General features: G+C 63.8%; 50 protein-coding genes. 38 read left to right on the forward strand and 12 right to left on the reverse strand.

Going from position 1 to position 19,458, the window contains the following annotated elements:
* Positions 1 to 114 precede the first annotated feature (114 nt).
* From JMO03_RS16000 to JMO03_RS16045, 10 genes are all read right to left on the reverse strand, one after another.
* Positions 115 to 480: a hypothetical protein gene (locus JMO03_RS16000; RefSeq protein ID WP_202844739.1), complete on the reverse strand. Its 366-nt coding sequence runs from the start codon at positions 478 to 480 to the stop codon at positions 115 to 117.
* The gene (locus JMO03_RS16005; RefSeq protein ID WP_202844740.1) at positions 473 to 748 is read right to left on the reverse strand and encodes a hypothetical protein; all 276 of its coding nucleotides are present in this window, start codon (positions 746 to 748) and stop codon (positions 473 to 475) included. The genes JMO03_RS16000 and JMO03_RS16005 overlap by 8 nt, the downstream gene beginning before the upstream one ends.
* Positions 745 to 978: a hypothetical protein gene (locus tag JMO03_RS16010; protein WP_202844741.1), complete on the reverse strand. Its 234-nt coding sequence runs from the start codon at positions 976 to 978 to the stop codon at positions 745 to 747. The genes JMO03_RS16005 and JMO03_RS16010 overlap by 4 nt, the downstream gene beginning before the upstream one ends.
* The gene (locus JMO03_RS16015; RefSeq protein ID WP_202844742.1) at positions 975 to 1,193 is read right to left on the reverse strand and encodes a hypothetical protein; all 219 of its coding nucleotides are present in this window, start codon (positions 1,191 to 1,193) and stop codon (positions 975 to 977) included. Before JMO03_RS16015 ends, JMO03_RS16010 begins: the two co-directional genes overlap by 4 nt.
* Positions 1,190 to 1,462, reverse strand: coding sequence for a hypothetical protein (locus tag JMO03_RS16020; RefSeq protein ID WP_202844743.1), 273 nt, complete (start codon positions 1,460 to 1,462; stop codon positions 1,190 to 1,192). The genes JMO03_RS16015 and JMO03_RS16020 overlap by 4 nt, the downstream gene beginning before the upstream one ends.
* On the reverse strand, positions 1,459 to 1,611 hold the full coding sequence (locus JMO03_RS16025) for a hypothetical protein (RefSeq protein ID WP_202844744.1): 153 nt from the start codon (positions 1,609 to 1,611) through the stop codon (positions 1,459 to 1,461). The genes JMO03_RS16020 and JMO03_RS16025 overlap by 4 nt, the downstream gene beginning before the upstream one ends.
* Positions 1,608 to 1,799, reverse strand: a complete 192-nt coding sequence (locus JMO03_RS16030) for a hypothetical protein (protein WP_202844745.1) — start codon at positions 1,797 to 1,799, stop codon at positions 1,608 to 1,610. Before JMO03_RS16030 ends, JMO03_RS16025 begins: the two co-directional genes overlap by 4 nt.
* Before the next feature lies 1 nt (position 1,800).
* Entirely contained in the window at positions 1,801 to 2,523 is a 723-nt protein-coding gene (locus JMO03_RS16035; protein WP_202844746.1) for a pentapeptide repeat-containing protein, read from the reverse strand.
* Between the two features lie 131 nt (positions 2,524 to 2,654).
* Positions 2,655 to 3,182, reverse strand: a complete 528-nt coding sequence (locus JMO03_RS16040; RefSeq protein ID WP_202844747.1) for a hypothetical protein — start codon at positions 3,180 to 3,182, stop codon at positions 2,655 to 2,657.
* Positions 3,158 to 3,808 (reverse strand): XRE family transcriptional regulator, encoded by a 651-nt coding sequence (locus tag JMO03_RS16045; RefSeq protein ID WP_202844748.1) that lies wholly within the window; start codon positions 3,806 to 3,808, stop codon positions 3,158 to 3,160. The genes JMO03_RS16040 and JMO03_RS16045 overlap by 25 nt, the downstream gene beginning before the upstream one ends.
* A gap of 70 nt (positions 3,809 to 3,878) precedes the next feature.
* Between JMO03_RS16045 and JMO03_RS16050 the strand changes: the two genes are divergently transcribed.
* On the forward strand, positions 3,879 to 4,073 hold the full coding sequence (locus tag JMO03_RS16050) for a helix-turn-helix domain-containing protein (RefSeq protein ID WP_202844749.1): 195 nt from the start codon (positions 3,879 to 3,881) through the stop codon (positions 4,071 to 4,073).
* On the opposite strand, the gene JMO03_RS16055 is transcribed toward JMO03_RS16050, so the two are convergent.
* Positions 4,070 to 4,333, reverse strand: a complete 264-nt coding sequence (locus tag JMO03_RS16055) for a hypothetical protein (protein ID WP_238346236.1) — start codon at positions 4,331 to 4,333, stop codon at positions 4,070 to 4,072. The two genes, JMO03_RS16050 and JMO03_RS16055, sit on opposite strands and share 4 nt — an antisense overlap.
* Before the next feature lie 242 nt (positions 4,334 to 4,575).
* Between JMO03_RS16055 and JMO03_RS16060 the strand changes: the two genes are divergently transcribed.
* From JMO03_RS16060 to JMO03_RS16215, 32 genes are all read left to right on the forward strand, one after another.
* Positions 4,576 to 4,932, forward strand: a complete 357-nt coding sequence (locus JMO03_RS16060; RefSeq protein WP_202844751.1) for a hypothetical protein — start codon at positions 4,576 to 4,578, stop codon at positions 4,930 to 4,932.
* A complete protein-coding gene (locus tag JMO03_RS16065; RefSeq protein ID WP_202844752.1) occupies positions 4,929 to 5,225 on the forward strand; it encodes a hypothetical protein in 297 nt (98 codons plus the stop codon). Before JMO03_RS16060 ends, JMO03_RS16065 begins: the two co-directional genes overlap by 4 nt.
* Positions 5,222 to 5,395, forward strand: a complete 174-nt coding sequence (locus tag JMO03_RS16070) for a hypothetical protein (protein WP_202844753.1) — start codon at positions 5,222 to 5,224, stop codon at positions 5,393 to 5,395. Before JMO03_RS16065 ends, JMO03_RS16070 begins: the two co-directional genes overlap by 4 nt.
* On the forward strand, positions 5,392 to 5,727 hold the full coding sequence (locus tag JMO03_RS16075; RefSeq protein WP_202844754.1) for an HNH endonuclease: 336 nt from the start codon (positions 5,392 to 5,394) through the stop codon (positions 5,725 to 5,727). The genes JMO03_RS16070 and JMO03_RS16075 overlap by 4 nt, the downstream gene beginning before the upstream one ends.
* Positions 5,717 to 6,604, forward strand: coding sequence for a hypothetical protein (locus JMO03_RS16080; protein WP_202844755.1), 888 nt, complete (start codon positions 5,717 to 5,719; stop codon positions 6,602 to 6,604). Before JMO03_RS16075 ends, JMO03_RS16080 begins: the two co-directional genes overlap by 11 nt.
* Positions 6,597 to 6,797: a hypothetical protein gene (locus tag JMO03_RS16085; protein ID WP_202844756.1), complete on the forward strand. Its 201-nt coding sequence runs from the start codon at positions 6,597 to 6,599 to the stop codon at positions 6,795 to 6,797. Before JMO03_RS16080 ends, JMO03_RS16085 begins: the two co-directional genes overlap by 8 nt.
* Positions 6,794 to 6,973, forward strand: a complete 180-nt coding sequence (locus JMO03_RS16090; protein WP_202844757.1) for a hypothetical protein — start codon at positions 6,794 to 6,796, stop codon at positions 6,971 to 6,973. The genes JMO03_RS16085 and JMO03_RS16090 overlap by 4 nt, the downstream gene beginning before the upstream one ends.
* Positions 6,960 to 7,427: a recombination protein NinB gene (locus tag JMO03_RS16095; RefSeq protein ID WP_202844758.1), complete on the forward strand. Its 468-nt coding sequence runs from the start codon at positions 6,960 to 6,962 to the stop codon at positions 7,425 to 7,427. Before JMO03_RS16090 ends, JMO03_RS16095 begins: the two co-directional genes overlap by 14 nt.
* On the forward strand, positions 7,424 to 7,780 hold the full coding sequence (locus JMO03_RS16100) for a Ref family recombination enhancement nuclease (RefSeq protein WP_202844759.1): 357 nt from the start codon (positions 7,424 to 7,426) through the stop codon (positions 7,778 to 7,780). Before JMO03_RS16095 ends, JMO03_RS16100 begins: the two co-directional genes overlap by 4 nt.
* An 8-nt stretch (positions 7,781 to 7,788) precedes the next feature.
* A complete protein-coding gene (locus JMO03_RS16105; protein ID WP_202844760.1) occupies positions 7,789 to 7,938 on the forward strand; it encodes an SANT/Myb-like DNA-binding domain-containing protein in 150 nt (49 codons plus the stop codon).
* A 138-nt stretch (positions 7,939 to 8,076) separates the two neighbouring features.
* Entirely contained in the window at positions 8,077 to 8,478 is a 402-nt protein-coding gene (locus tag JMO03_RS16110; RefSeq protein ID WP_202844761.1) for a hypothetical protein, read from the forward strand.
* A gap of 40 nt (positions 8,479 to 8,518) precedes the next feature.
* Entirely contained in the window at positions 8,519 to 8,713 is a 195-nt protein-coding gene (locus JMO03_RS16115; RefSeq protein ID WP_202844762.1) for a hypothetical protein, read from the forward strand.
* Positions 8,710 to 9,186, forward strand: a complete 477-nt coding sequence (locus tag JMO03_RS16120) for a RuvC family protein (RefSeq protein WP_202844763.1) — start codon at positions 8,710 to 8,712, stop codon at positions 9,184 to 9,186. Before JMO03_RS16115 ends, JMO03_RS16120 begins: the two co-directional genes overlap by 4 nt.
* Before the next feature lies 1 nt (position 9,187).
* Positions 9,188 to 9,469: a hypothetical protein gene (locus JMO03_RS16125; protein ID WP_202844764.1), complete on the forward strand. Its 282-nt coding sequence runs from the start codon at positions 9,188 to 9,190 to the stop codon at positions 9,467 to 9,469.
* Positions 9,470 to 9,522: 53 nt separating this feature from the next.
* The gene (locus JMO03_RS16130; RefSeq protein ID WP_202844765.1) at positions 9,523 to 9,714 is read left to right on the forward strand and encodes a hypothetical protein; all 192 of its coding nucleotides are present in this window, start codon (positions 9,523 to 9,525) and stop codon (positions 9,712 to 9,714) included.
* Position 9,715: 1 nt separating this feature from the next.
* The gene (locus JMO03_RS16135; RefSeq protein WP_202844766.1) at positions 9,716 to 10,276 is read left to right on the forward strand and encodes a deoxynucleotide monophosphate kinase family protein; all 561 of its coding nucleotides are present in this window, start codon (positions 9,716 to 9,718) and stop codon (positions 10,274 to 10,276) included.
* Positions 10,273 to 11,022 carry a ribonuclease H-like domain-containing protein gene (locus tag JMO03_RS16140; protein WP_202844767.1) on the forward strand — a complete coding sequence of 250 codons (750 nt, stop codon included), beginning with the start codon at positions 10,273 to 10,275 and terminating at the stop codon, positions 11,020 to 11,022. The genes JMO03_RS16135 and JMO03_RS16140 overlap by 4 nt, the downstream gene beginning before the upstream one ends.
* A gap of 182 nt (positions 11,023 to 11,204) precedes the next feature.
* Positions 11,205 to 11,495 carry an endonuclease VII domain-containing protein gene (locus tag JMO03_RS21670; protein ID WP_202844768.1) on the forward strand — a complete coding sequence of 97 codons (291 nt, stop codon included), beginning with the start codon at positions 11,205 to 11,207 and terminating at the stop codon, positions 11,493 to 11,495.
* On the forward strand, positions 11,492 to 12,067 hold the full coding sequence (locus JMO03_RS16150) for a hypothetical protein (RefSeq protein WP_202844769.1): 576 nt from the start codon (positions 11,492 to 11,494) through the stop codon (positions 12,065 to 12,067). Before JMO03_RS21670 ends, JMO03_RS16150 begins: the two co-directional genes overlap by 4 nt.
* 348 nt (positions 12,068 to 12,415) lie before the next feature.
* Entirely contained in the window at positions 12,416 to 12,655 is a 240-nt protein-coding gene (locus JMO03_RS16155) for a hypothetical protein (RefSeq protein WP_202844770.1), read from the forward strand.
* 123 nt (positions 12,656 to 12,778) lie between these two features.
* On the forward strand, positions 12,779 to 13,156 hold the full coding sequence (locus JMO03_RS21400) for an HNH endonuclease signature motif containing protein (protein ID WP_273544278.1): 378 nt from the start codon (positions 12,779 to 12,781) through the stop codon (positions 13,154 to 13,156).
* Between the two features lie 26 nt (positions 13,157 to 13,182).
* Complete coding sequence (locus JMO03_RS16165) at positions 13,183 to 13,413, forward strand: holin (RefSeq protein ID WP_202844772.1); 231 nt, start codon at positions 13,183 to 13,185, stop codon at positions 13,411 to 13,413.
* Positions 13,410 to 13,862 carry a glycoside hydrolase family protein gene (locus JMO03_RS16170; protein ID WP_202844773.1) on the forward strand — a complete coding sequence of 151 codons (453 nt, stop codon included), beginning with the start codon at positions 13,410 to 13,412 and terminating at the stop codon, positions 13,860 to 13,862. Before JMO03_RS16165 ends, JMO03_RS16170 begins: the two co-directional genes overlap by 4 nt.
* 123 nt (positions 13,863 to 13,985) lie before the next feature.
* Complete coding sequence (locus JMO03_RS16175) at positions 13,986 to 14,132, forward strand: hypothetical protein (RefSeq protein ID WP_202844774.1); 147 nt, start codon at positions 13,986 to 13,988, stop codon at positions 14,130 to 14,132.
* A 171-nt stretch (positions 14,133 to 14,303) separates the two neighbouring features.
* On the forward strand, positions 14,304 to 14,468 hold the full coding sequence (locus JMO03_RS16180) for a hypothetical protein (RefSeq protein WP_202844775.1): 165 nt from the start codon (positions 14,304 to 14,306) through the stop codon (positions 14,466 to 14,468).
* Between the two features lie 25 nt (positions 14,469 to 14,493).
* Positions 14,494 to 14,646, forward strand: coding sequence for a hypothetical protein (locus JMO03_RS16185; RefSeq protein WP_202844776.1), 153 nt, complete (start codon positions 14,494 to 14,496; stop codon positions 14,644 to 14,646).
* On the forward strand, positions 14,646 to 14,804 hold the full coding sequence (locus JMO03_RS16190; RefSeq protein WP_202844777.1) for a hypothetical protein: 159 nt from the start codon (positions 14,646 to 14,648) through the stop codon (positions 14,802 to 14,804). The genes JMO03_RS16185 and JMO03_RS16190 overlap by 1 nt, the downstream gene beginning before the upstream one ends.
* A gap of 97 nt (positions 14,805 to 14,901) precedes the next feature.
* Complete coding sequence (locus tag JMO03_RS16195; RefSeq protein WP_202844778.1) at positions 14,902 to 15,426, forward strand: trypsin-like peptidase domain-containing protein; 525 nt, start codon at positions 14,902 to 14,904, stop codon at positions 15,424 to 15,426.
* Positions 15,423 to 15,893 (forward strand): DUF2514 family protein, encoded by a 471-nt coding sequence (locus JMO03_RS16200; protein WP_202844779.1) that lies wholly within the window; start codon positions 15,423 to 15,425, stop codon positions 15,891 to 15,893. The genes JMO03_RS16195 and JMO03_RS16200 overlap by 4 nt, the downstream gene beginning before the upstream one ends.
* Entirely contained in the window at positions 15,890 to 16,201 is a 312-nt protein-coding gene (locus tag JMO03_RS16205) for a hypothetical protein (RefSeq protein WP_202844780.1), read from the forward strand. The genes JMO03_RS16200 and JMO03_RS16205 overlap by 4 nt, the downstream gene beginning before the upstream one ends.
* The gene (locus JMO03_RS16210; RefSeq protein WP_202844781.1) at positions 16,198 to 16,410 is read left to right on the forward strand and encodes a hypothetical protein; all 213 of its coding nucleotides are present in this window, start codon (positions 16,198 to 16,200) and stop codon (positions 16,408 to 16,410) included. Before JMO03_RS16205 ends, JMO03_RS16210 begins: the two co-directional genes overlap by 4 nt.
* Before the next feature lie 11 nt (positions 16,411 to 16,421).
* Positions 16,422 to 16,604: a hypothetical protein gene (locus JMO03_RS16215; protein WP_202844782.1), complete on the forward strand. Its 183-nt coding sequence runs from the start codon at positions 16,422 to 16,424 to the stop codon at positions 16,602 to 16,604.
* Here JMO03_RS16215 and JMO03_RS16220 read toward each other — a convergent pair.
* Positions 16,601 to 17,014: a hypothetical protein gene (locus JMO03_RS16220; RefSeq protein WP_202844783.1), complete on the reverse strand. Its 414-nt coding sequence runs from the start codon at positions 17,012 to 17,014 to the stop codon at positions 16,601 to 16,603. The genes JMO03_RS16215 and JMO03_RS16220 overlap by 4 nt on opposite strands.
* Positions 17,015 to 17,539: 525 nt before the next feature.
* On the opposite strand from JMO03_RS16220, the gene JMO03_RS16225 reads away from it, so the two are divergent.
* The 5 genes from JMO03_RS16225 to JMO03_RS21220 all read left to right on the forward strand — a co-directional run bounded on the left by JMO03_RS16225 (position 17,540) and on the right by JMO03_RS21220 (position 19,414).
* The gene (locus JMO03_RS16225) at positions 17,540 to 17,797 is read left to right on the forward strand and encodes a hypothetical protein (RefSeq protein ID WP_202844784.1); all 258 of its coding nucleotides are present in this window, start codon (positions 17,540 to 17,542) and stop codon (positions 17,795 to 17,797) included.
* Complete coding sequence (locus JMO03_RS16230; RefSeq protein WP_202844785.1) at positions 17,790 to 17,957, forward strand: hypothetical protein; 168 nt, start codon at positions 17,790 to 17,792, stop codon at positions 17,955 to 17,957. Before JMO03_RS16225 ends, JMO03_RS16230 begins: the two co-directional genes overlap by 8 nt.
* A complete protein-coding gene (locus JMO03_RS16235) occupies positions 17,954 to 18,145 on the forward strand; it encodes a hypothetical protein (RefSeq protein ID WP_202844786.1) in 192 nt (63 codons plus the stop codon). The genes JMO03_RS16230 and JMO03_RS16235 overlap by 4 nt, the downstream gene beginning before the upstream one ends.
* A 40-nt stretch (positions 18,146 to 18,185) precedes the next feature.
* Positions 18,186 to 18,497, forward strand: coding sequence for an HNH endonuclease (locus JMO03_RS21675; RefSeq protein ID WP_202844787.1), 312 nt, complete (start codon positions 18,186 to 18,188; stop codon positions 18,495 to 18,497).
* 668 nt (positions 18,498 to 19,165) lie between these two features.
* Positions 19,166 to 19,414: an HNH endonuclease gene (locus tag JMO03_RS21220; RefSeq protein ID WP_238346266.1), complete on the forward strand. Its 249-nt coding sequence runs from the start codon at positions 19,166 to 19,168 to the stop codon at positions 19,412 to 19,414.
* Positions 19,415 to 19,458 lie beyond the last annotated feature (44 nt).

Genomic DNA, 19,458 nt, shown 5'->3' on the forward strand with positions numbered 1-19,458 from the left:
CCAGCGATGAATGCGATTGCGATACCGGCGGCAACTGCTGCAGGCCAACCCACGACGACGGAGCCAAGGAAGCCGAGGAAAACGGCAGTAACGAAGATCGCGAAACCCTTGGAGTCACTGTCCATCCCCGCCCTCCGGGTGTTGGGTGGTGAGTGCCTCTCGCGCAAGCTGGGCGTCCTCGTCAGCGGCACAGCAGCCGCCGTTGTAGTCGTCGCTGCTCTCTGTCCAAGTCGAACCGCAGTGCTGGCAAACCGGCTCCTGATCGAACTCGACCGACGTATGACTCACGTTGTCCACATGCCTGCGCACCTGTTCGGCAATCTCCCGGCAGCGGTCGTCGTACTCTTGCGCGATCCTCTCGTCCGCCAACGGCCCCCGATAGAAGAACGAGTCACTAACGCTGATCGACCCGAAGTTTCCGAGCCGGCGCGGCTCAATCACGACGCGGAAGTTCGTGCGCGGACCCAATGCCTTACCCATTCCCGCCGCCCTCCGAATCCTGGCCGGGGGTGAAGGCTTTCAGCGCAGCAGACAGGCGCGAGCGGGTCGGCGTCGATGCGACGTAGAAGCCCGTTTCGAGACTGTCCCTTGCGGCCTCCACCAGCGCCTCGACCTGCGCGATGGCTTCGAGTTCGCGGAGATACTCCCCGTCATGGTGAGCGGCAAGCACCGGGAGTCCATTACGGAAATGGCAGGAATTGACCTGCATCTGGCGCAGCACCGCCAGCGGATCGCGTGTCGTGGTCATGTCACTCTCCCAGCCTCGTGCGCGCATACGGTCCATTCGCCTTTGTTGAAGGCGATAGCGCCACGCTTGCGCAACGCTTGCAGGCGGCGGTCAACTAGGCGGTAGCCGTCTCTCGGCCTGTCGTAGTACGCCCGCTTTGACACTTCGTCGCTGAAGATGTCGTTGAACTTCGTGCGCCCGGACTTGATCGCATCAACTATCAGTCCGTCCAGAATCGCAAAGGTGCTCATTCCACGTCTCCCAATCTTGTCCGCGCATACGGGCTGCGCGGCGCTACCTGTCTCAGCATTGCCTGCGCCTGCGCGTTCATCGCGTCCAGCATCACCAGCGTCTCGGCGAGGCTCGGCGGATCAGGCTGCACGGACTCGGCTGCGTGCTTCATGTCGCGGCGGAAGCGGCGCACGATCGCGCGCAGGACGCTGCCGGCCTGGGTTTGGCGGGTCATGGCGTGCTCCCGGTGACGCGGGCGAGGGCGGCGTCAAGTCGACGGATTTCTGCGAGACGGCGCGAACGGTAGGCGTCCGACGACTCGACTTCCGGGTCGTGATACTGGCCCTTGCGGTAAATACTCGCCGCCTCGATCAGCTCGGCCACGGCGGCGCGGGTTTCGCGCAGTTCGCGGGCCATCGGGCTGTTCGTGTTCGCTGGCGACATATCCACGATCAAGGCGGCTCCGCGCTCGATCACCGCCAGCACATCTACCGGCCCGCTCACGACAGCGCCCCCACAGCCAGCGCCGCACGCTCGGCCAGCAAGTCAGCCAGCCCGTACACCGCCAGCGCGACCACCACGATCACGCACGCCACCACGGCCTGCACATCGCGACGGTGCGCGTTGCTCTCGTATCCCTTGCGACGGTTCATTGCATTTCCCTCCGGACAAGTTCGTCTGCCACGGCCTGCGCGGCGTCCAGACGGTTGAGTCGATTGACGTGGGCCTTGATCGCGCAGTACGCCTTGGCGGCGTCGGTGCGCTCCTGCGGCGTCAGCACGAACTCCAGCGCGTCGCTAGGCTCGTCCTGCTGCACGACCGGCTGCCAGCGGGTGTGCATGTCAATACGCCTCAGCTTCCAGGCGCGTGATAAAGAAATGCACCCCGTTGCTGCACTCGTCCTGCCAGTTGTCATCGAACGAATCGGGCGTGACGCGCTGGCCTACGCGGTATTCGGTCTTGCCGTCGTGTCTGCTGATTCCGACCTCGGCGCCGAACACTTCCAGCACGTCGGCGAACTCGGCGCGACACTTGCGGCCGAATGCGTGCGAGCGATTGGCGTCGGCGGGAATGCGCAGCTTGACGATCACGCTGTCCTGACACTTCTTCCAGCCGATCAGGTCGCCTTCGGGAAGGATGCGGGTTCGGGCGATGGCAAGGTCGGCACCCTTGGCGCCGCGCAGGTTGGCGCCGCGCAGGTTGGCGTCGATCAGGTTGGCGTTGCTCAGGTTGGCGCCGCGCAGGTTGGCGTCGCTCAGGTTGGCGTTGCTCAGGTTGGCGCCGCGCAGGTTGGCGTCGCTCAGGTTGGCGCCGCGCAGGTTGGCGTCGCTCAGGTTGGCGTTGCTCAGGTTGGCGTCGCTCAGGTTGGCGTTGCTCAGGTTGGCGCCGCGCAGGTTGGCGTCGCTCAGGTTGGCGTTGCTCAGGTTGGCGCCAGCCTTCACTGCCTCCCGCACCGCGCGCCCCAGCTTCTCGCTGACGGTCAAGCCGGTAACGTCGGAATCGGCTTCCCAGGTGAACAGCACGGCGGCCGTGTAGCGTTGCCGGATTTCGATCTTCTCGCCCATCTCGGTCTCCCGCCCCGTCCTCGGATGAGGGTGTCGTGGGGCATGGGAGTAGTAAATCATCGTTGACTATCAATGTCAACAAGTATTTACTTTTCAGGCGTGAGAATTTATTGTGCGCTGCAGCGTAAGAGTCAGTTCGGCAGGCTTGGCCGGTAATTCATTTCGGGCGCAGGCTCTTGATCAGCCCTTTGTGGTTCGCCGTAGCTTGGCAGGGGAGGGATCGGCCGCCTTTTGACCCCGATGTACGCGATCCAGGTTTTGGAGCGCTCGTGGTATCCGTATACCTCAACGATGAATCCCGAGCGAAAGATCAGCTTGTAGGGAGAAAACCCGGTGTATCCGCCATAACTGTTCTTCCCGTTCACGGAGACGCTCAGGATCCATCCAGGCGTTCCGAAGCGTTCAAGCCCACCCCGAAAAACTCCCTGTTCAATGCCGCCCCATTCGTAGCGCGCCGACTCGGCGTCTTTCAGGATGAGTCGAAAATATTCGAGCGCGGCGGCTTGTGCGTACTCCATGCTGGGGCGCGGCCCTTCAGCCGGGAGCGACTGCAGGTACTCCTCATACTTCTTCTTCGTAGTCCAAGCTTCCGCGTCGGCTGGCACGCCAAAGCTCGCCAATGCCACGCAGAGCATCAATCCTCCCAGCTTCCTATCCATCTCACTCTCCCTAGTACTTCGAAGTCGTCGGAATCCTTCACAAGCACGGGCTTTCTCCACTGAGGATCGTCCTTGTTGTCGCTGAGAATCAGTGTCAAATCCCCGTGTTTCTGCAGTCTTTTGACGAAGTAGTGGTGCTCGTGTCGAATGAAGTAGATACGGTCGTCCACGATGCGGGTGTCGGTTTTGTCAACCAACACGGCATCGCCATCCTTGATGCGCGGTTCCATTGAATCGCCACGGCCATAGTAGACCTCAAGCGAGGGCGGGCGCAGCCCTTTTCGCTGCAGGCTAGAGGCGCGAAATTTCAGGTGATGGGTCTCCGCGTAGTCGTCTGGCGACATGCCGGCCCCCATGGATGCGCCTTGAATTGTGGCCCTGATATCCCGCCAGTCCTCGTTGCTTGAAGTCTGGTCCTCCAGCTTGGGACCTTTCCCTTTGGTCAGCCATTGCATCCGGACACCGAAGTGCCGGGCCCAGCTCTCAAGAAAGTCGCCGTTAGGGGTTTTATTGACCCCACTTTCGAGCTGAGAAACGTACTGCTTGGTCGTTCCCGCGATAGCGCCAAACGCCTCCTGATTGAGGCCGGCACCTTTCCTGAGTTCCTTGAGGCGAGTTCCGATCATGTCAAGTATAGTTGACTCCCCTGTGTAAATAGTGGTTGACCCCGCCGGTAAACGATGATTTACTGGGGGTATGAGCATCACCAAACGCCAGATCAAAGACGGCCTTGGGCTAAAAACCGACGTTGACGTGGCCTATTTTTTCGGGACCACCAAGCAGGCGGTTGGCCAGTGGGGTGAGGACAACGCGATCCCGCCGGGCCGTCAGTGGCAAGCCCGTGCTCTACGGCCTGACATCTTCGGCACCCCGGAGGCCCGGGATGCCTAGCGCCCCCTCATACGCCTCCTGTGCGCACTCAGGTAGTGCAGCGCTTCCACAGTCTTGGCGACTGCGATGCCGACCGCCACAAAGCGGGCGAGCGCCCATATCCCAGGCCGAACCGTTGGCGGGCGGTCGATGAAGAACAGCACCGCCACTGCGACGATCACCGAGAGCGCCGCGAACAGGGCCTTGGTCTCCAGCGAACTCGTCCTTTGGGCTGCGCTGTTGGGCTCCATCCTGCCGCTTCCCGAGTGGGCCTTGCTCACCATGATCGGGGCAATGGCGCTGTCTGCAGTCGCCCACAGTCTAGCGCTCCGTCAGTGGGATCGCACGCCGCACCAACCGGTATCGCAGCTTCCCCTCTCGCCAGCAAAAGGCGAACACACCGCTCGGCAGCCGAACGATCACGTAGACGTTCGGCGGGGCGTTTCGGACTGAATCAAGTAGCGCTTGTGCGTTCTGCATAGGCGCTTTTTTTCGCTCAAAACCCATTGGCAAGGATAGGCAAGTGAAGGCAAGTAATGGCACGCAACAGGAACTGAGGCTCGCGTTCGGCGTCCACCGCGCACCCGTTGACGCTCCCGCCAAGGTGCTGCGGCAGATCGAGTCTGAGGCAATGGCGCTGGCTGTTTCGATGAAGGCCGGCGGTCACAAGCTGGCAAGCGTCGCGGCGGCCATCGGCAAGTCCGAGGGATACGTCTCGCGTATGCGCAAGGGGCTACGGCCCATCCCACACCGCCTGGTCGGCCCGCTGTGCGGCGCCACCGGATCGAACCTACTGCGCCAGTACATCGACCTACAGCGAGCGCTGGAAGGCGCCTGCGAGGTCACGCGGCTGGCCGAACAACTGAGGGCTGCGGCATGACTACGTTCTACGTGGGGCAGCGGGTAAAGAAAGTTCGAGGGGAAGCGAATATTGGCCTTACCGGAGTAGTGGTTAGCGCTTGGGTCGAGCATCCGATTGATCCCCTCGCAACCCTGAGAGTGAAATTAGATCAGGCGGGTTTGGGCACGCATGGGGATTACGCGGCGGGGGAGGTGGCCGCAACCCACCCTGATGACTGGGAACCCATCCTCGACCAGAAGCACGAAGCCTGCGACGAGGACTTCAAGCGCTCGATGGACGAGCTGCTGGAGCGGGAGGGCGTTTCCGCATGAACTCGAAACCCGCGCAATCCATCCCCCACCCATACCGTGCCACGGGTGACGTGAGCGGGACGCGTGCGACTGAGCGCGCCATTCAGCTGGTCATCGCGCAGTGGATCGTCGCCGGGATCGACCGGGACACGGACGCGGAAGTGATGGCAGTGGCAGGGGGTGGCAAATGACTAAGCGACGCAGCATTCCGTCATCGCTCAGGTTCGAGATATGGCGGATGCCGTGCGCCATTTGCGGTGACAAGGACGACATCGAGATTGACCACATCGTGCCTATCGCCAAAGGGGGAACGAACGACCGCGAGAACCTGCAGCCGCTTTGCTTCCAGTGCCACAGACGCAAGGGAAACAAGCTCGGCCGGTCGAATCATGAGCTGTCAGCCCTGTACGAGGCGGACAAGGAAATGCACCACCTGAGAAATGGATATCGCCTAGCCACTCGCTACATGAACCCTTACGACGGTCCGTCGTTCCACGAGTGGAGGGCAAAGAATGCCAAATAGGCTTGTTCGTGAAGGCTTCCTCGACTCTGAGGCGATCCACGCCCTGAGCGACGCTGCCGAGTGCTTCTTTCACCGTCTGATGCTAGCCGCTGACGATGCCGGACGTATGGATGGCCGCGTAGAGATTCTGCGCGCCCGCCTGTTCCCGCTCGATCTCAGCCGCCGAGCCAGTGACGTTGAAAAGACACTTTCGGAATGCGTCTCCCGCGGCTTGGTTACCCCGTACGAATGGCGGGGGCAGCGGTTCCTGCAAATCACGAAATGGCAGCGGTGTTCGCCTTGCGTGACTTCCAAGTTCCCCTGGCGGGATGGGTCGTTTCGTTTTGCCTACGTCAAGAGGGAGACGAGGGACGGAGAGAAAGACTTCGTTGCCTCATCCGTAGGCATGTCTATCCCATCCGTAAGGGATGCCGATCCCATAGCACCCATTACCCCGCCAATGTGCGGAGACGTAGACGGAGACGTAGACGTTGAAGAGCAGGGCGCCTCGCCTGCGGCTCCGCCCCCCGCTGAACCTGCGGAGAAACAGCCAACGGCGGCACGGCTGCCGGGCGACTGGACGCTCCCTGACGACTGGCGGGCATGGGCTGCTGCCAAGCGCCCGGACCTGGACCTGACAGAGCAGGGCGAGAAGTTCGCCGATTTCTGGCGGTCGCAGCCCGGGGTGAAGGGGCGCAAGACCGACTGGCTCGCCACATGGCGCAACTGGATTCGCAACGAGAAGCGGGCTGCGGGCTTCTCGCCCCCGGCTGCGGTGAGCCCGCGTCAGCCGCCAGCGGCCGAGGTGATGGCGCGACACCGCCCGGCGACGGTCGCCGATCCCGCTCGCGTGAAGGACTTGCTCGCTGACTTGGGGAAGGAGTTTGGCCGTGAATGATTTCGACTGGGACGCAACCTGCGACCGCCCGCTGACCCGCGAATGCGTGTGGACGCTGATGCAGGCCGGGTGCAACGCGCACGAGATCGCTGCGGCCGGCGGGGTTTCGCTGGTGGTGGCGCTGGGGCTGATGCACGAGGCCGTACCGCGCCCGGAAGCCAAGCCGGTGCTGCGGATGCGGGAGGCGGCGTGAAGTGGCTACGCAAATCCAAGTACCACGAAGAAAGCGACCCGCCGAGGTACTACCTCGCGGCGGTGAAGGGGCCTGACGGCTGGAAGTTCAGCCTGACGGATGTCAACAAGCTGGTGGGCTGGTACGCCACTGGCGCAGAGGCGAAGGCGGAGGCGGAGAGACGTGAGCAGAACTGACTATCAGACGCGGAAAATCCTTCTGCGGACGGAAATCCAGCGCGACATGGCGGCGGCTGCCGTGCGCAATGCGCCGCTTGATGATTCGCGCCCGCTTGAATTCGTGCTGCGCGAGGAAGTCAAGGCCCGCAAGCCTGACCAGAACGCGCTGATGTGGGTGGGTCCGCTCGCGGACATCGCAGAACAGGGCTACGTCGCCGGACGCACATTCACCGCCGAGGTGTGGCACGAGCACTTCAAGCGCGAATACCTGCCGGAGGAATTCGACCCGGAGCTGTGCAAGGAGGGTTACCGGAAGTGGGACTACACGCCTGCCGGCGAGCGTGTCCTGGTGGGGTCGACCACGAAGCTGACCATCCGGGGGTTCGCCCTGTACCTGAAACAGGTGGAGGCATACGCGCAGACCGAGCTAGGCGTGCAGTTCCACGCCAACCCCAAAGGGCTCGCCGCATGAAACCCGACCTGCGCGACTACGCGATCCGCGACTTGGGCTGCACAGCATGTTCGTTGTTCGGGCAAAGCCGCGTGCCGTGCGAGAAGCACCATCTAAACGAAGGCGACCAGCCGGGACGCAAGCGCCGCGGCGAGGCGTACACGGTCGGCCTGTGCCAGTGGCACCACGTTGGCCGATGTCATTGCACTGGGGCGATCAAGAACTGCCCGCGCTGCTACGTGACGTATGGCCCGAGCTGGCGGCACCACAAGCGCGAGTTCATCCAGACATTCGGCGACGGCGACGCGTTGCTGGCCTTCCAAAACGAGAGGATCGAGAAATGGCACAGGGGAACAAAGCCGTGGGCGGCATGATCGCGAACATGGCAGGACCGAAGTGGACGGACGCGGAGGATGCGGTGGTCCGCGACCTGTACCCGATGGGCGGCTGGCGTGCTGTGCAGGCGCTGTATCCCGACCGCACCACGGCCGCGATACAAGCCCGCGCATCGCGTCTAGGCGTGCGTGCCTAGCGCGAAGAAGCCGCCGACCGTGGAGCCGCCGGGGTGGCCTGTGCCGTCGCCTGCGGACGACGAAATTCTGCAACTGCAAGCACACGTCAAGCGCGCATATGGCGCGACGCCCGGAAACCTGACAGCGAGGATTGCGTGATGAAGATTGAGCCGGTTGCGCTGCGCGAGTTGGCGGAAAGTGACATGTTCAGCATGACGGAGGTTTTCGTGGCGCTGAACAGCGCGGCCGACACCATCGACACCCTGCGGGCTGAGATTGCGCAGGTCCGCGAGGCATATCTGGATCGAACCGTGGATTGCTACTCGCCGGGCGAGGCGCACGACGTAATGCAAGTACGAGTAGAGCGCGCCGAAGCCGAGGCCGATGCGCTGCGGAAGGTGGTCAGCTTTCACAAGAATGTAGCGGCATCGGTAAGGGACATCCTGGCCGAATGCCGGTCTTATGTGGAGGCGTCGCCCTCGACGATTGGCCGGGCAGAACTGCTTGGCAGAATCGATTCGGATGCCAACCCGAGCGTGCGCGACTGGAGTGGCGGCTAATGGGCGTTGCAATCGACGCCGCCACAAAGGAGCAGGGCTGATGGACAAGCCGAACATCATCCGTGGCGTCGTGTTCCGCGAACGCGACAGCGTCGGCCTTGACCGGTTCGAGGTCTGCGTTTCTGAGGACGTGATCACGATGAACGCGGACCAGCTTCCCGACGACATGACGGAATGGCAGGCGCGGTGCGTGGCGGAAATGCTGCTGGCTGCGGCTGTGGAGTTGGGCGAGTGAGCGGCGTCCGCTTCGCCATCGGTATCGACCCCGGCCTTTCCGGCGCCATTGCCCTGATCCGTGACGGCGAGTTCGCCGAGGTCCGCGACATGCCCACGATGGCGCGCGGGACGGGCAATAAGCAGCAGGTCAACGCCGCCGAGATCGGCAAGCTGCTGCGCGAGTGGCCGCCGTGCCCGAGCTTCATCGAGCAAGTGGGCGCGATGCCGGGGCAGGGCGTGTCGTCAATGTTCAACTTCGGCAAGGCGACGGGGGCGTGTCTCGGCGCGCTGGCGGCCCTGCAGTTTCCGGTGACTCACGTCACGCCGGTCAAGTGGAAGCGGTATTTCAATCTGATCGGCAAGGACAAGGACATGGCCAGGACGGTAGCGCAGGAGCTGATGCCTACCGCGCCACTGGCACGAAAGATGGATTGCGGTCGGGCCGATGCTCTGCTGATCGGGCTTTGGGGTTACAGGCAGCTAGGGGGCTGACATGTCATTCGACGCGGTGAGGGACTTGATACGCGACGCCGAGCGGGCAGCGGCGCTTGCCGGGATTCCGGCGGCCAAGGCGGCGGAGGTGCTGATCCGCGCCGAGGAAGAACTGATGCAGGCGCTACTTGCCAGCCAGCGGGCAGAGCGACAACTGCTGCTGGAGCTGCGCGATCGTGGCGCGACGGAGCTTGCGAAACAGCGCGGGGTAAGTCGCGCGCAGGTGTACGTCCTGCGGGATCGTGCGCTTAACAAACTGTCCAGAATCGCTGTTCAAGGCTAGACACTCGGGCTTGAAGATGGCAGTCATCGAAGGTCCGCAAAGGAGCGGCAACGATGGCACAGCAGACAAGCAGCGGCGGGATCGGGTTCGTCGGGCTGCTCACAATCGTTTTCATCACGCTCAAGCTGACGGGCGTCATTTCGTGGTCGTGGCTTTGGGTGCTTTCGCCTCTGTGGATCGGCTTCGCGTTCTGGCTGGCTATCGTGGCGCTGATCATCGGCATCGCCGCCCTAGCTGGCCGCTGACATGGCCGCCCTGATCGGAATCGCGGGGCACAAGCAGGCAGGCAAGACGATGCTTGCCGAGATGCTGGCCCGCCGGCTCAACCTGACGCACGACAGCTTCGCCGCGCCGATCCGTGAGGCGGTGGCGCGCATTCTCGGGATCTCCGTGGACGCGCTGGAGGTCCGCAAGGAAACCCCGGTGCCGTGGCTGGGCGGCAAGACGCCGCGCTACCTGATGCAGACCTTCGGGACCGAGTGGGGACGGGAGATGATCGACCCCGACATTTGGGTCAAGGCGCTGATCCAGCGTGTGGCGGGTGAGGGCGCGGTGGTGTCCGACGTGCGCTTCGCCAACGAAGCCGAGGCGATCCGCAACAGCGGCGGCCGGGTGATCCGGCTGGTGCGCCCGGGATTCCTGTCGCACGACCGACACGTCAGCGAAACGCCGATCCCGGCGGAGCTGGTAGACGCCGAACTGGTCAACGACGGCCCCGCGTTCGAGCTGGTGCAGAAGGCGCTGGAAGTGCTGGGCGGGCAGGACAGCGACCGAATCCCTGTGTACCCGTCGGGAGACGAGGAATGAAGCTCCTGACGATAGACATCGAGACGCGGCCGCTTGTCGCCCGGACCTGGGGCCTGTGGGGCCAGAACATCGGAATCAATCAGATCGTGGACTCCGGCGGCCTGCTGTGCTTCGCGGCCAAGTTCCACGGCGAACGGAAGATGCACTTTCACTCCGCATGGGAGGACGGTGAGAAGGGCATGGCCCGCCGCCTGCACAAGCTGCTGGACGAGGCGGATGCGGTGGCCGGCTGGAACTCGGACAAGTTTGACGTTCGGTGGATTCAGGCCCAATTTCTGCAGCACGGCATGACGAAGCCTTCGTCGTTCGTGAAGGTGGACCTGATGAAGTCCGTCAAGCGACAGGTCTACCTGCCGAGCTACAAGCTGGACTTCGTGGCCCGGTGGCTGGGTATCGGCAAGAAGGTCCGCACGGGCGGTTTCGACCTGTGGACCGACGTGCTGGCCGGCGACCCCAAGGCTCAGGCCCTTATGCGCCGGTACAACATCGGCGACGTGAAGCTGACGGAACAGGTGTTCGACCGGCTCAACGCACGCGGGTGGGTGCTGGGACTGCCCAATGCGGCGGTCGAGGGCGGCACGTGCTGCAGCAACCCGACTTGCGGCAGCGACCGCCTGCAGCGGCGCGGCTACTCGGTGACCAAGACGCGCCGGTACGCCCGCTTTCAGTGTCGAGACTGCGGATCGTGGTCCCAAGCCACGCACTCAGAGCCCGGTAGCGCCAAAGTGAAACCGGTGGCGGCATGAACGAGAAGCGATGCCCCCAATGCGACTGCATCAAGCCCCTCGACGCGTTTGGTATGACCACAAGGCAACTAGCGCAGGGGCGCGTCCAACGCCGACAGTCCTACTGCAAGCCGTGTCGCGTTCGGATTCAGACGGAGCGTGACAAGCGGCTGCCCGACAGGCTGAAGGAGAATCGTAGGCGCATGAAGCTGCGAAAGAACTATGGCATCACTCCTGAGCAGCACAAGCGGCAGATTGCCGGCCAAGGCGGCAAGTGCGCCATCTGTCAGTGCGGGCTTGCTGACCTGTCTCCCCAGTCTGTGCACGTAGATCACTGCCACGCAAGCGGGACACTTCGCGGGGTCCTCTGTGGATCGTGCAATGTGGGCCTAGGCAGCTTCCGGGACAGCGAGCAATTCCTCCTGCGGGCGATTACCTACCTGCGCGCTGGCGGCGTGTGGATCCACGCGGAAACGTTTCGGGAGGCCGCATGACCATCCTGACCCCCAAGGTGCGCGGCCACGAGGAACCGGACGTTCACGACGAGGTGGCGAAGCGCGTTGCGTCGTGGTGGTGGGGCGGTGGCGACGAGGACATCGCCAGCCACCTGTCTGCGGCCAGGATCATTGCCCGCGACCCGATCCACGAGGCGATTTACCTCGCCCGCGTGGCGGACGACACGAGCAAGTACCGCCAGCTCAAGGATTGGGCCTATGGCGTGGCCGTGGAGTACGCCGGGGCCAAGGGTAGCGCGCAGCGTCGGCGCAGCCTTGTGGAGTCGTACAGGACCGACTGGGGGCATCAGGCGGCCCGTGATGGGCTGGCCCGCGCGCTTTGGCCTTCGGAGGTCGAGTACATGCCGGGCGTGAACAAGCAGGCGGCCCGGTTCGGCGTGGGCAATCAAGCCTACCAGCGCGTTCGCGACGAGGTGCAGAGCCGGGCGCTCGATGGGTTCGTGGAGTACATGTTCGACCTTGGCTGCTTGGCGCAGGGCCGATGGACGCAGCACATGATCCTGCGGTGGGAAGCGGCGACCGGTGCGGATTTCCGGCACGCGCTTATCTAGGATGGGTTATCGGGCATTTATGCCATGGTAGAGGCTTGGGGTCATTGCACCCGCCCGGCCACGGCAACACTCACGCTGCGCGCTGACGAGCAGCCGCGACCGCCGTTGTAGCAGCGCAAGCTCGCCGGGAACCTATTGCAGCAAGCGTCAGTTGGGCCGGCAAGAACCGGTCGCTGTCTCGTGGCAGTCACCCGCGAGGACGTGGGCTAAGGCCATAGCCCTGCTGCACAACCGGTCGTCCAAGCGACCCCGGATCGCGTAACCGGGCACCTACAACTCGCCACCCCTGACGAATAGCCGGGGGTTTTGGCGGCTACTCGCCATCCGTGGCGACTCCACGAGGACCGCATGACCGAGCCCGAGGAAATCGAGGACGACGCCGAATTCGACTACGGCCCGACTGTCCCGGTGATCCTCGGGGCTGAGGACGTGGCGATCCCTGACCCCGACCTGCTTTGCCGGGAATCTGGCGCGGAGGGCGTGCTGGCGATCCGGATCACGCATGACTTGGACGTTGAGTATCTGGACGGTGCGTCGAGGGTGTGGCTGTCGGCATCGGTTCCGGCGGGGCCGCGCAGGCAGAACTAGCTATACCACGACGCCGGTAAAACCGGGGCCAACAGGGTGGTGACATTGAGACAGGGCGAACTGCGATCCTTGGCGGACTGGTTGTCTGACAGGTCGATTCTCGTTATCCCACGCCGGCCCGGAATGGAGAGCGCTTGCCTCGAATGGCAGGGCGCTACATCGATTGGCGGGTACGGGAAAGGGAAGTGGTACGGCAGAACGGTTGCCGCGCATCGTGCGGCATGGGAAGACGCGAACGGGCCGATCCCTGCCGGCAAATGGGTGTTGCACCGTTGCGACAACCCGTTGTGTTGCCGGGTGAGCCACCTTTTCATCGGCACGCCGCAAGAAAACTCTGCCGACATGGTGGCGAAGGGGCGTGCCCGCAACGGGTCTCTCTCGGGCGAGACCCGCCACCGTATTGCTGTGGACGAGAGGCCGCATCGCGAGATCGCCGACGAGTACGGCATTACGCAGACCACGGTTTACAGGATTAAGCAGGCTGCGCGTCGGGCTGCGTGACGTGGGTTAACAGGGGGCGGCATGTGATGAGGGACCAGATCGACGCCACGGGCGTCGTAGTCGGCAAGCTGAGCGCCTACGGCGGCGGCGCGAGCGCGATTTTCTTCGGGCTGTCCGCCAGCGAGTTCGCCGCGATAGTCGGCGCCGTGGTGGCCGTGATCGGCTTGGCGGTGCAGTGGGTGTTCAACCGCCGCCGTGATCGCCGGGAGCAGGCGGAACACGCCGCCCGGATGCGGACGTACGGGATCGGCAAGTGAAAGCGAAGGTCGTGGGAGGGGGTGCCGCTGCGGTGCTGCTGGCCGCAATCGCGCTGATCGCCCCGTGGGAGGGGCTGCGGACCGATCCGTATCAGGACATTGTGGGCGTCTGGACGGTCTGCTACGGCGAGACGAACGTCGAGATGCGCCGCTACACGCCCGCCGAGTGCGAGGCGATGCTGGGCGAGAGCGTCGGGCGCTACGTGGAAGGCGTGGCGAAGTGCATCAATCGGCCGCTGACCGTGAATCAGTGGGCGGCCATCGGTTCGTGGACCTACAACGTGGGCGCCAAGGCGGCCTGCAACTCCACCCTGGTCCGCCAGATCAACGCCGGCCAGCCTGCATCGACATGGTGCCGGCAGCTGCTGCGGTGGAATCGCGCGGGCGGTCGAGAGGTCCGGGGCCTGACGAACAGGCGGAAGGCTGAATTCGAGGTGTGTCTGCGATGACTGAATCGGAAGCGAATTTTTGGGACTACGTTTTCTCGCTGGTGTTCGAGCGGACGGCGAATACCGAGAAAGCCGGGGCGGCCGCGGACGCGGCGTTGGCCGCGAGGCGGAAGGCTGGGGCCGGTGCTTGACCTAACCAACCCCAAGGTCCGCAAGGCGCTGGCATGGGGCCTGGGCGCCATCGTCCTGCTGTCCGTCGCTGGTGTGCTGGCACCGCCGGAGACCGTTCAACTGCTGTCCGCGCTGTTCGGCGCGGCGTTTGGAGGCTGAGATGGGTGTGAGTGCATTGGAGGCCGCCGAGTCTAGGCGTGAGTTCCTGCGCGTGACGGAGTTGGCGCAGTACCTGGGCGCTACGCATGCCGGAGTGAGCAGCCGCGCCCACGACCGCGACGACGGCTGCATTACCGGGCCCGAGGAAATCGACACGGACGGCGGCCTGTAATGGCCGTTGCCATGTTCTTGCCGGATGCGCTTCTGTTCCTGTCGCTGCTGGGCTTTCTCGGCTTGGTGCTCTACGCGGCCTTCGGGCGGCTAGAGGTTGACCGGATGCAGGGCAGTTCCCGAGCCGCCGCCTTCCGCGCACTCAACAAGGGGGATTCGCCGTGATCGAAACTGGCTACGGAGACGGCTGATGATCGAATTCGCACTGGGCGCCATCGGTGCCGCCGCGCTGTACACCTTCTTCCCCACGCTGGCGGTCGTGCCCTCGGGCTGGCTGCGCGCGGCGTGGGCGTGGTTCCAGAGTCGCGGCAAGCCGGACGACACGGACGAGGCGGGCGCGTGATGGCCGTTGCCATGTTCGCGCTTGACGTGCTGCTGTTCCTGTCGCTGCTGGGCCTCACCGGGCTGGTGCTCTACGGGGCCTTCGGGCGCCTAGAGGTTGACCGGATGCAAGGGAGTTGCCGCGCGGCTGCCTTCCGGGCACGCAACGAGAAAAAGTAACCGTGATCCCCGCCCTGATCGCCGCCCACTGGCTAGTGGCGCTGGCGATTGTGGGCTTGCTGGTCGCGATCGTGCGGCCGCATTGGAGGCGTTCCCCGTGAAACACACCCTCGCCGCCCTGCTGGTGCTGCTGGCGGGGTGTGGCGGCTGCGCGTCCATTCCCACGCACACGGACCTGCGGAGCGTGAATCACCGGCTGACGACGGCAAGCGGCATCTGCAGCGGAACGGCCGTCGGGCCTGACCTGCTGGTGACGGCGCTGCACTGCGGCAAGGTGGTGCAGGTCAGCGGCGTGCCGGTCGAGGTCGAGACGGTCGAGACGGGTAAGCGCGACTTCGTGCTGCTCCGGGTCAAGGGCCTGGAGTTCAAGCGCTGGGCCAGGCGCGGCGATCTGCCGAGGCAGGGTGACCGGCTGCGGTGGTGGGGTAATCCGGTCGGCGAAACCGACGTGTACCGCGAGGGCTACGTGGCCCGCGTGGACGAGAACGCCATCGTGATCGCTGCCCAAATCTGCAAGGGCGACTCGGGCGCCGGCCTGTTCAATGAGCGGGGTGAGGTGGTGGGGGTCGTGTCTGCCATGACGGCGGACCAGCACTGCCAGTTCGCGCTGAGCTTCCCGTGACCATTCTCCTGCGCTACTGGCCGCACTTCCTGGCCGCCGCCCTCATCGCCTACGTGGCCTTCGCCATGGGGCAGGCAAGTGGCGACCGTAGGGCAGCTAGGGCCGAGCTTGCCCTGAGCCACGTACAGCGGGACGCAGCACAGCGGGAAGTCATCGCCGCCGAGAAGGCTCGAGGCGAGGAACGGGCAAGGGTCGAGGCAGTCGCCCAAGCCGCCAAGCAAGCCGAACAGAGGGCACAAGATGCGGAAGCTAGGGCTGATCGTGCTGTCTCTGCTGGCAACGAGCTGCGTAAGCACTGGGCAGGTTGCGCCACCGACCTCGTGTCCCGCGACGCCGCCACTGCCGCCGAACTTGAGCGACAGGACGGACTACGTCGAGCCGATCTGCGAGAGGTTCTTCGACTCGTCGGACGGCTGCAGGCCCAGCGGGACGGACTGATCGAGGCATACGAGGCACTGAGGCCGTGAAGATGGTCAGGGGCGGCGATGGCGTGTGGCGGGAACTGCCGGGCTACCAAGCGCTGTGGGGTTGGTTCGGCCTGTCCCGGGCGTCGTGGCTGACGCTGCCCCGCGTCCTGATGCACGAGATGCCGGACGACTGGCAGGCGAGCATGGCCGAGCTTCTCCACGAATACGACCAAACGTATCGAAACCTTCCGGGCCACTCGGTTGTCGTGCAGGTAAAGAAAGACGGCAAGTTCACGGCAATGCCGGACTGGGTGGCGTACCGCTATCCAGACATGGAAGCAATCGAGTCATTCAAGGCCAAGCAATGACCCACTGCGCCAAGTGCGGCGCCACTGGGAAGCTGTGGGAGTGGACAACCGCCCCATGCGCGCTGGACAGGCAGGAGCACACCTTCTGGCTGTGCGACGAGCACGACATCGAGCGCAACCGGGAAGCCCTGCAGCTGCTGGGAGTGCCGGACGTGGACGCCAGGATCGAGGCATACGCCGAGAAGGTACGCAGTACGGAGGTCTCGTGACCCTAGATGACATGGGCATCGCCTTCGCCCAAGCGTGCCAAGAGGACGGGCAGATCGGCTTTGCGCTTCGTCTGCTGGATTCAGGCGACTTGCGGCTGATCGGGTTATCCCTGCCGCGCAAGACAGTTGCCGACATGCTGAGGACTGCGGCCGACGCCTACGAGGCAAACGTCGAGCCCGAAACCCTGAACTAGGGCGCCTGACAGGACCGGATAAGCTCGGGTAGGTTGCAGATCGGGGCGTCGCCCTCGAACGTCTTGGGGTAATCGGTGTACACGGTCCGGATTCGCTGGCCGGTCATGATCTGGCTCAGTGCGGTCACGGCGGGTTCGGCATCCCCGGAGAAGTAGGCGCCGGTAGAGCGGTGCCGGCCGAACACGATGGACTCGTTGTCGTCCACACGGATGCGCAGCGTGCCGTTGCGATAGACCGATGGCGTCCCGAACGTCACATGGTCAGGGGTGACGAACAGTGAGATGCCAGCGGCGCCGGAGGAAATCTGGCAGCTGCGGGTGTCATCCATCGGGTCCACGGACTCGGTGAGCTTCCAGTCGCAGGCATAGGCCTGGCTGGCGATCAGAAGCAGGGCGAGGGCGGCCTTCATGGCCGCGTTATATCACACACCACGGCGAGGTGGCGGATGAGCGCAAGATTTGCGGGGTATGCGGTGATTCTGGCCCTTTTTGCGGCCGTGGTCATCCTTGCCGCCAGCATCAAAGGGGTGGCCGCTGTGCTTTTGCTGGTTACCGGGACGTTGGCAGTTTCTGCGACTGTCGTATGGGCCATCGGGGCCATCATCTTTGAGGACTGGTGGCCTTTCAGGCACATGTGATGCGCGGATGCGAAGGGTGCCGTCGTCGCAGGGAGGCAATGAGACGCAAGGCCCGCAAGGCATGGGACGCCACGAACAAGCTATTGGGTAGGGATCGGCCCTATCCGAAATGGATGCAGGAACCTACGGCGAGGTAGGACATGAAGGTCAAGACGAAACAGGACCTGGTTGATTTCATTCAAGGCTTGCCGGGTGATTGGGTTCCCAGCAAGTGCATTTCGTGGCGGTGCCCTGAGCCGATTTCTATTGGGATTGGCTACACGGACAGCGTTTCTCTACTGCGCTGGAGAGCTAGACATGATTGACGTTGGGATCAGGGCAGGCTTCAGCGCAAGGGATGAGTCGATTCAGCTGATCGCCCGCGTGTTGCGGGATAAGGATCACAACGAAGGCTTCCGGCTGTCACGCCATGGCCAGAACAGGTACAGGGTCAACGTTGAGTTCCAGTCTGAGGGGCAGTACCTGGCCGATGCCGAGCGCATCCTAGATTCTGAAATAGTCCGGATGGCCGAAGAAAGGATCATGGCCCGCATCCGCGGAGAATCTCATGACTGACGACGAATTCAAGGCCGCGCTGATAGGCGTACTAGGCCACATCGGCGACGGCCTGCACCGGATCGCGGACGCCAAGCACACAGAGAATGAGTTGCTGGCAGAGGACACGGGCGCTGAGGTAGAGCGTCAGGTGGACATGGCTGGGAGGCCGATACGATGAGCGCCAAGATCGCGGGCTATGAGGTGTTCGTGTTGTTTTGGGCAGCCCTGTTTGCGGCGACTGGGGTAAGCCTCGGTTGGCTTGCCGCTGTGGCCGTGTGGGCCACCGCACTATCCGGCTCCTTCGTCGCTATATGGGCCACTGGCGCCATCATCTACGAGGACTGGTGGCCTTTCAGGCACCTGTGAACTGGCCAGCCCACATGCCCAGCAAGTGGGGTAAGGGCATATGACGCACAGTTGGCGCACGGACAGGCGCAAGACAAGCGAGAGGGGATACGGGTGGAAGTGGCAGCAGGCTAGGGCGGCGTTCCTGTCGCGCCCTGAGAACGTCCTGTGCCGCTACTGCGAGAGGCAGGGCCGGATCACCCCCGCTAACGTGGTGGACCACATACAGCCGCACAAGGGCGACCAGAGGCTGTTCTGGCAACGGTCAAATTGGCAACCCCTGTGCAAGGCGTGTCATGACAGCGCCAAGCAGGCTGAGGAAAAGTCTGGAGTTTGCGCCATCGGTGTTGACGGATGGCCGGTTAACAGCTAGGGCTGCTAAGATAGGCGGGCCGTACAGGTGCTACCAACACCTGCCGGCCCTAACCACGCAACCTAGTTGGAGGCTGTATGGCTGAGGCGGATTCTATCCGTTGCTGCGCCCACTGTGGAGAGAGGATTGCCCCTAGGATCAACAAGGGGAGCGGCCTGCCGAGTCGGATGCCCAGGCGCTACTGTAGCCGCACCTGTCTGGTGCAGGCCTCCCGCCAGAGGGAGAAGCAGAAGCCTCGCGCCCGGAAGAGGAAAGACGAGAGATGCGGCAGCACGGGTAGAGGCCCAGTGCTGACCGCCGTGTGTGAGGGTTGCGGCGGGAGCTTCTCCCGGCAAAGGTCTTCCAGTGTGGACCGGATGCTGTACTGCACCCAGCAGTGCGCCCACGATGTTCGCAAGAGGGTCGGCTTAGAGCGCGCGGCCAAGGCGGCCATTGTTCGGGCAGAGGCAGCCGCCCTGAGAAGGATGGCGAAGTACGTCGAAAGGAAGAGGCCAGAGCCTCGCCTGTGCGCTAGGTGTAATGGGCGTATGGGCGATTGCCATGGGCGCGCCCGCCTGTGCGCTGAGTGCCGGCAGGAAAGAATACGGGAATGGCGTAAGGCGTCCCCGTCCAGGCGGAAGGGAAAGCGGGTATACAAGTCCAAGCGTAGGGCGCTAGAGCGCGGCGCGATGGCAGACAGCATAGACCCATTACTTGTGTTCGAGCGGGACAAGTGGGCCTGCCACCTGTGCGGGAGAAAGACGCCTGCGAGGCTCAGGGGCTCGTGTGACCCGAGGGCCCCAGAGATTGACCACGTTCTACCGCTGGCGGCAGGCGGAACCCATACGTGGGGAAACGTGAAGTGTGCTTGCCGCGAGTGCAATGGCAGGAAGTCGGACAGGCCGCTAGGGCAGCTGGGGCTGGAGCTGGCAGCGTAGGCCGGCGGGGGGAGGTATCCGAGAAACCCCCGTTCGGCTCCTGA

The sequence above is a fragment of the Luteimonas saliphila genome (assembly GCF_016774335.1).
In the GTDB taxonomy this organism is placed as follows: Bacteria; Pseudomonadota; Gammaproteobacteria; order Xanthomonadales; family Xanthomonadaceae; genus Luteimonas; species Luteimonas saliphila.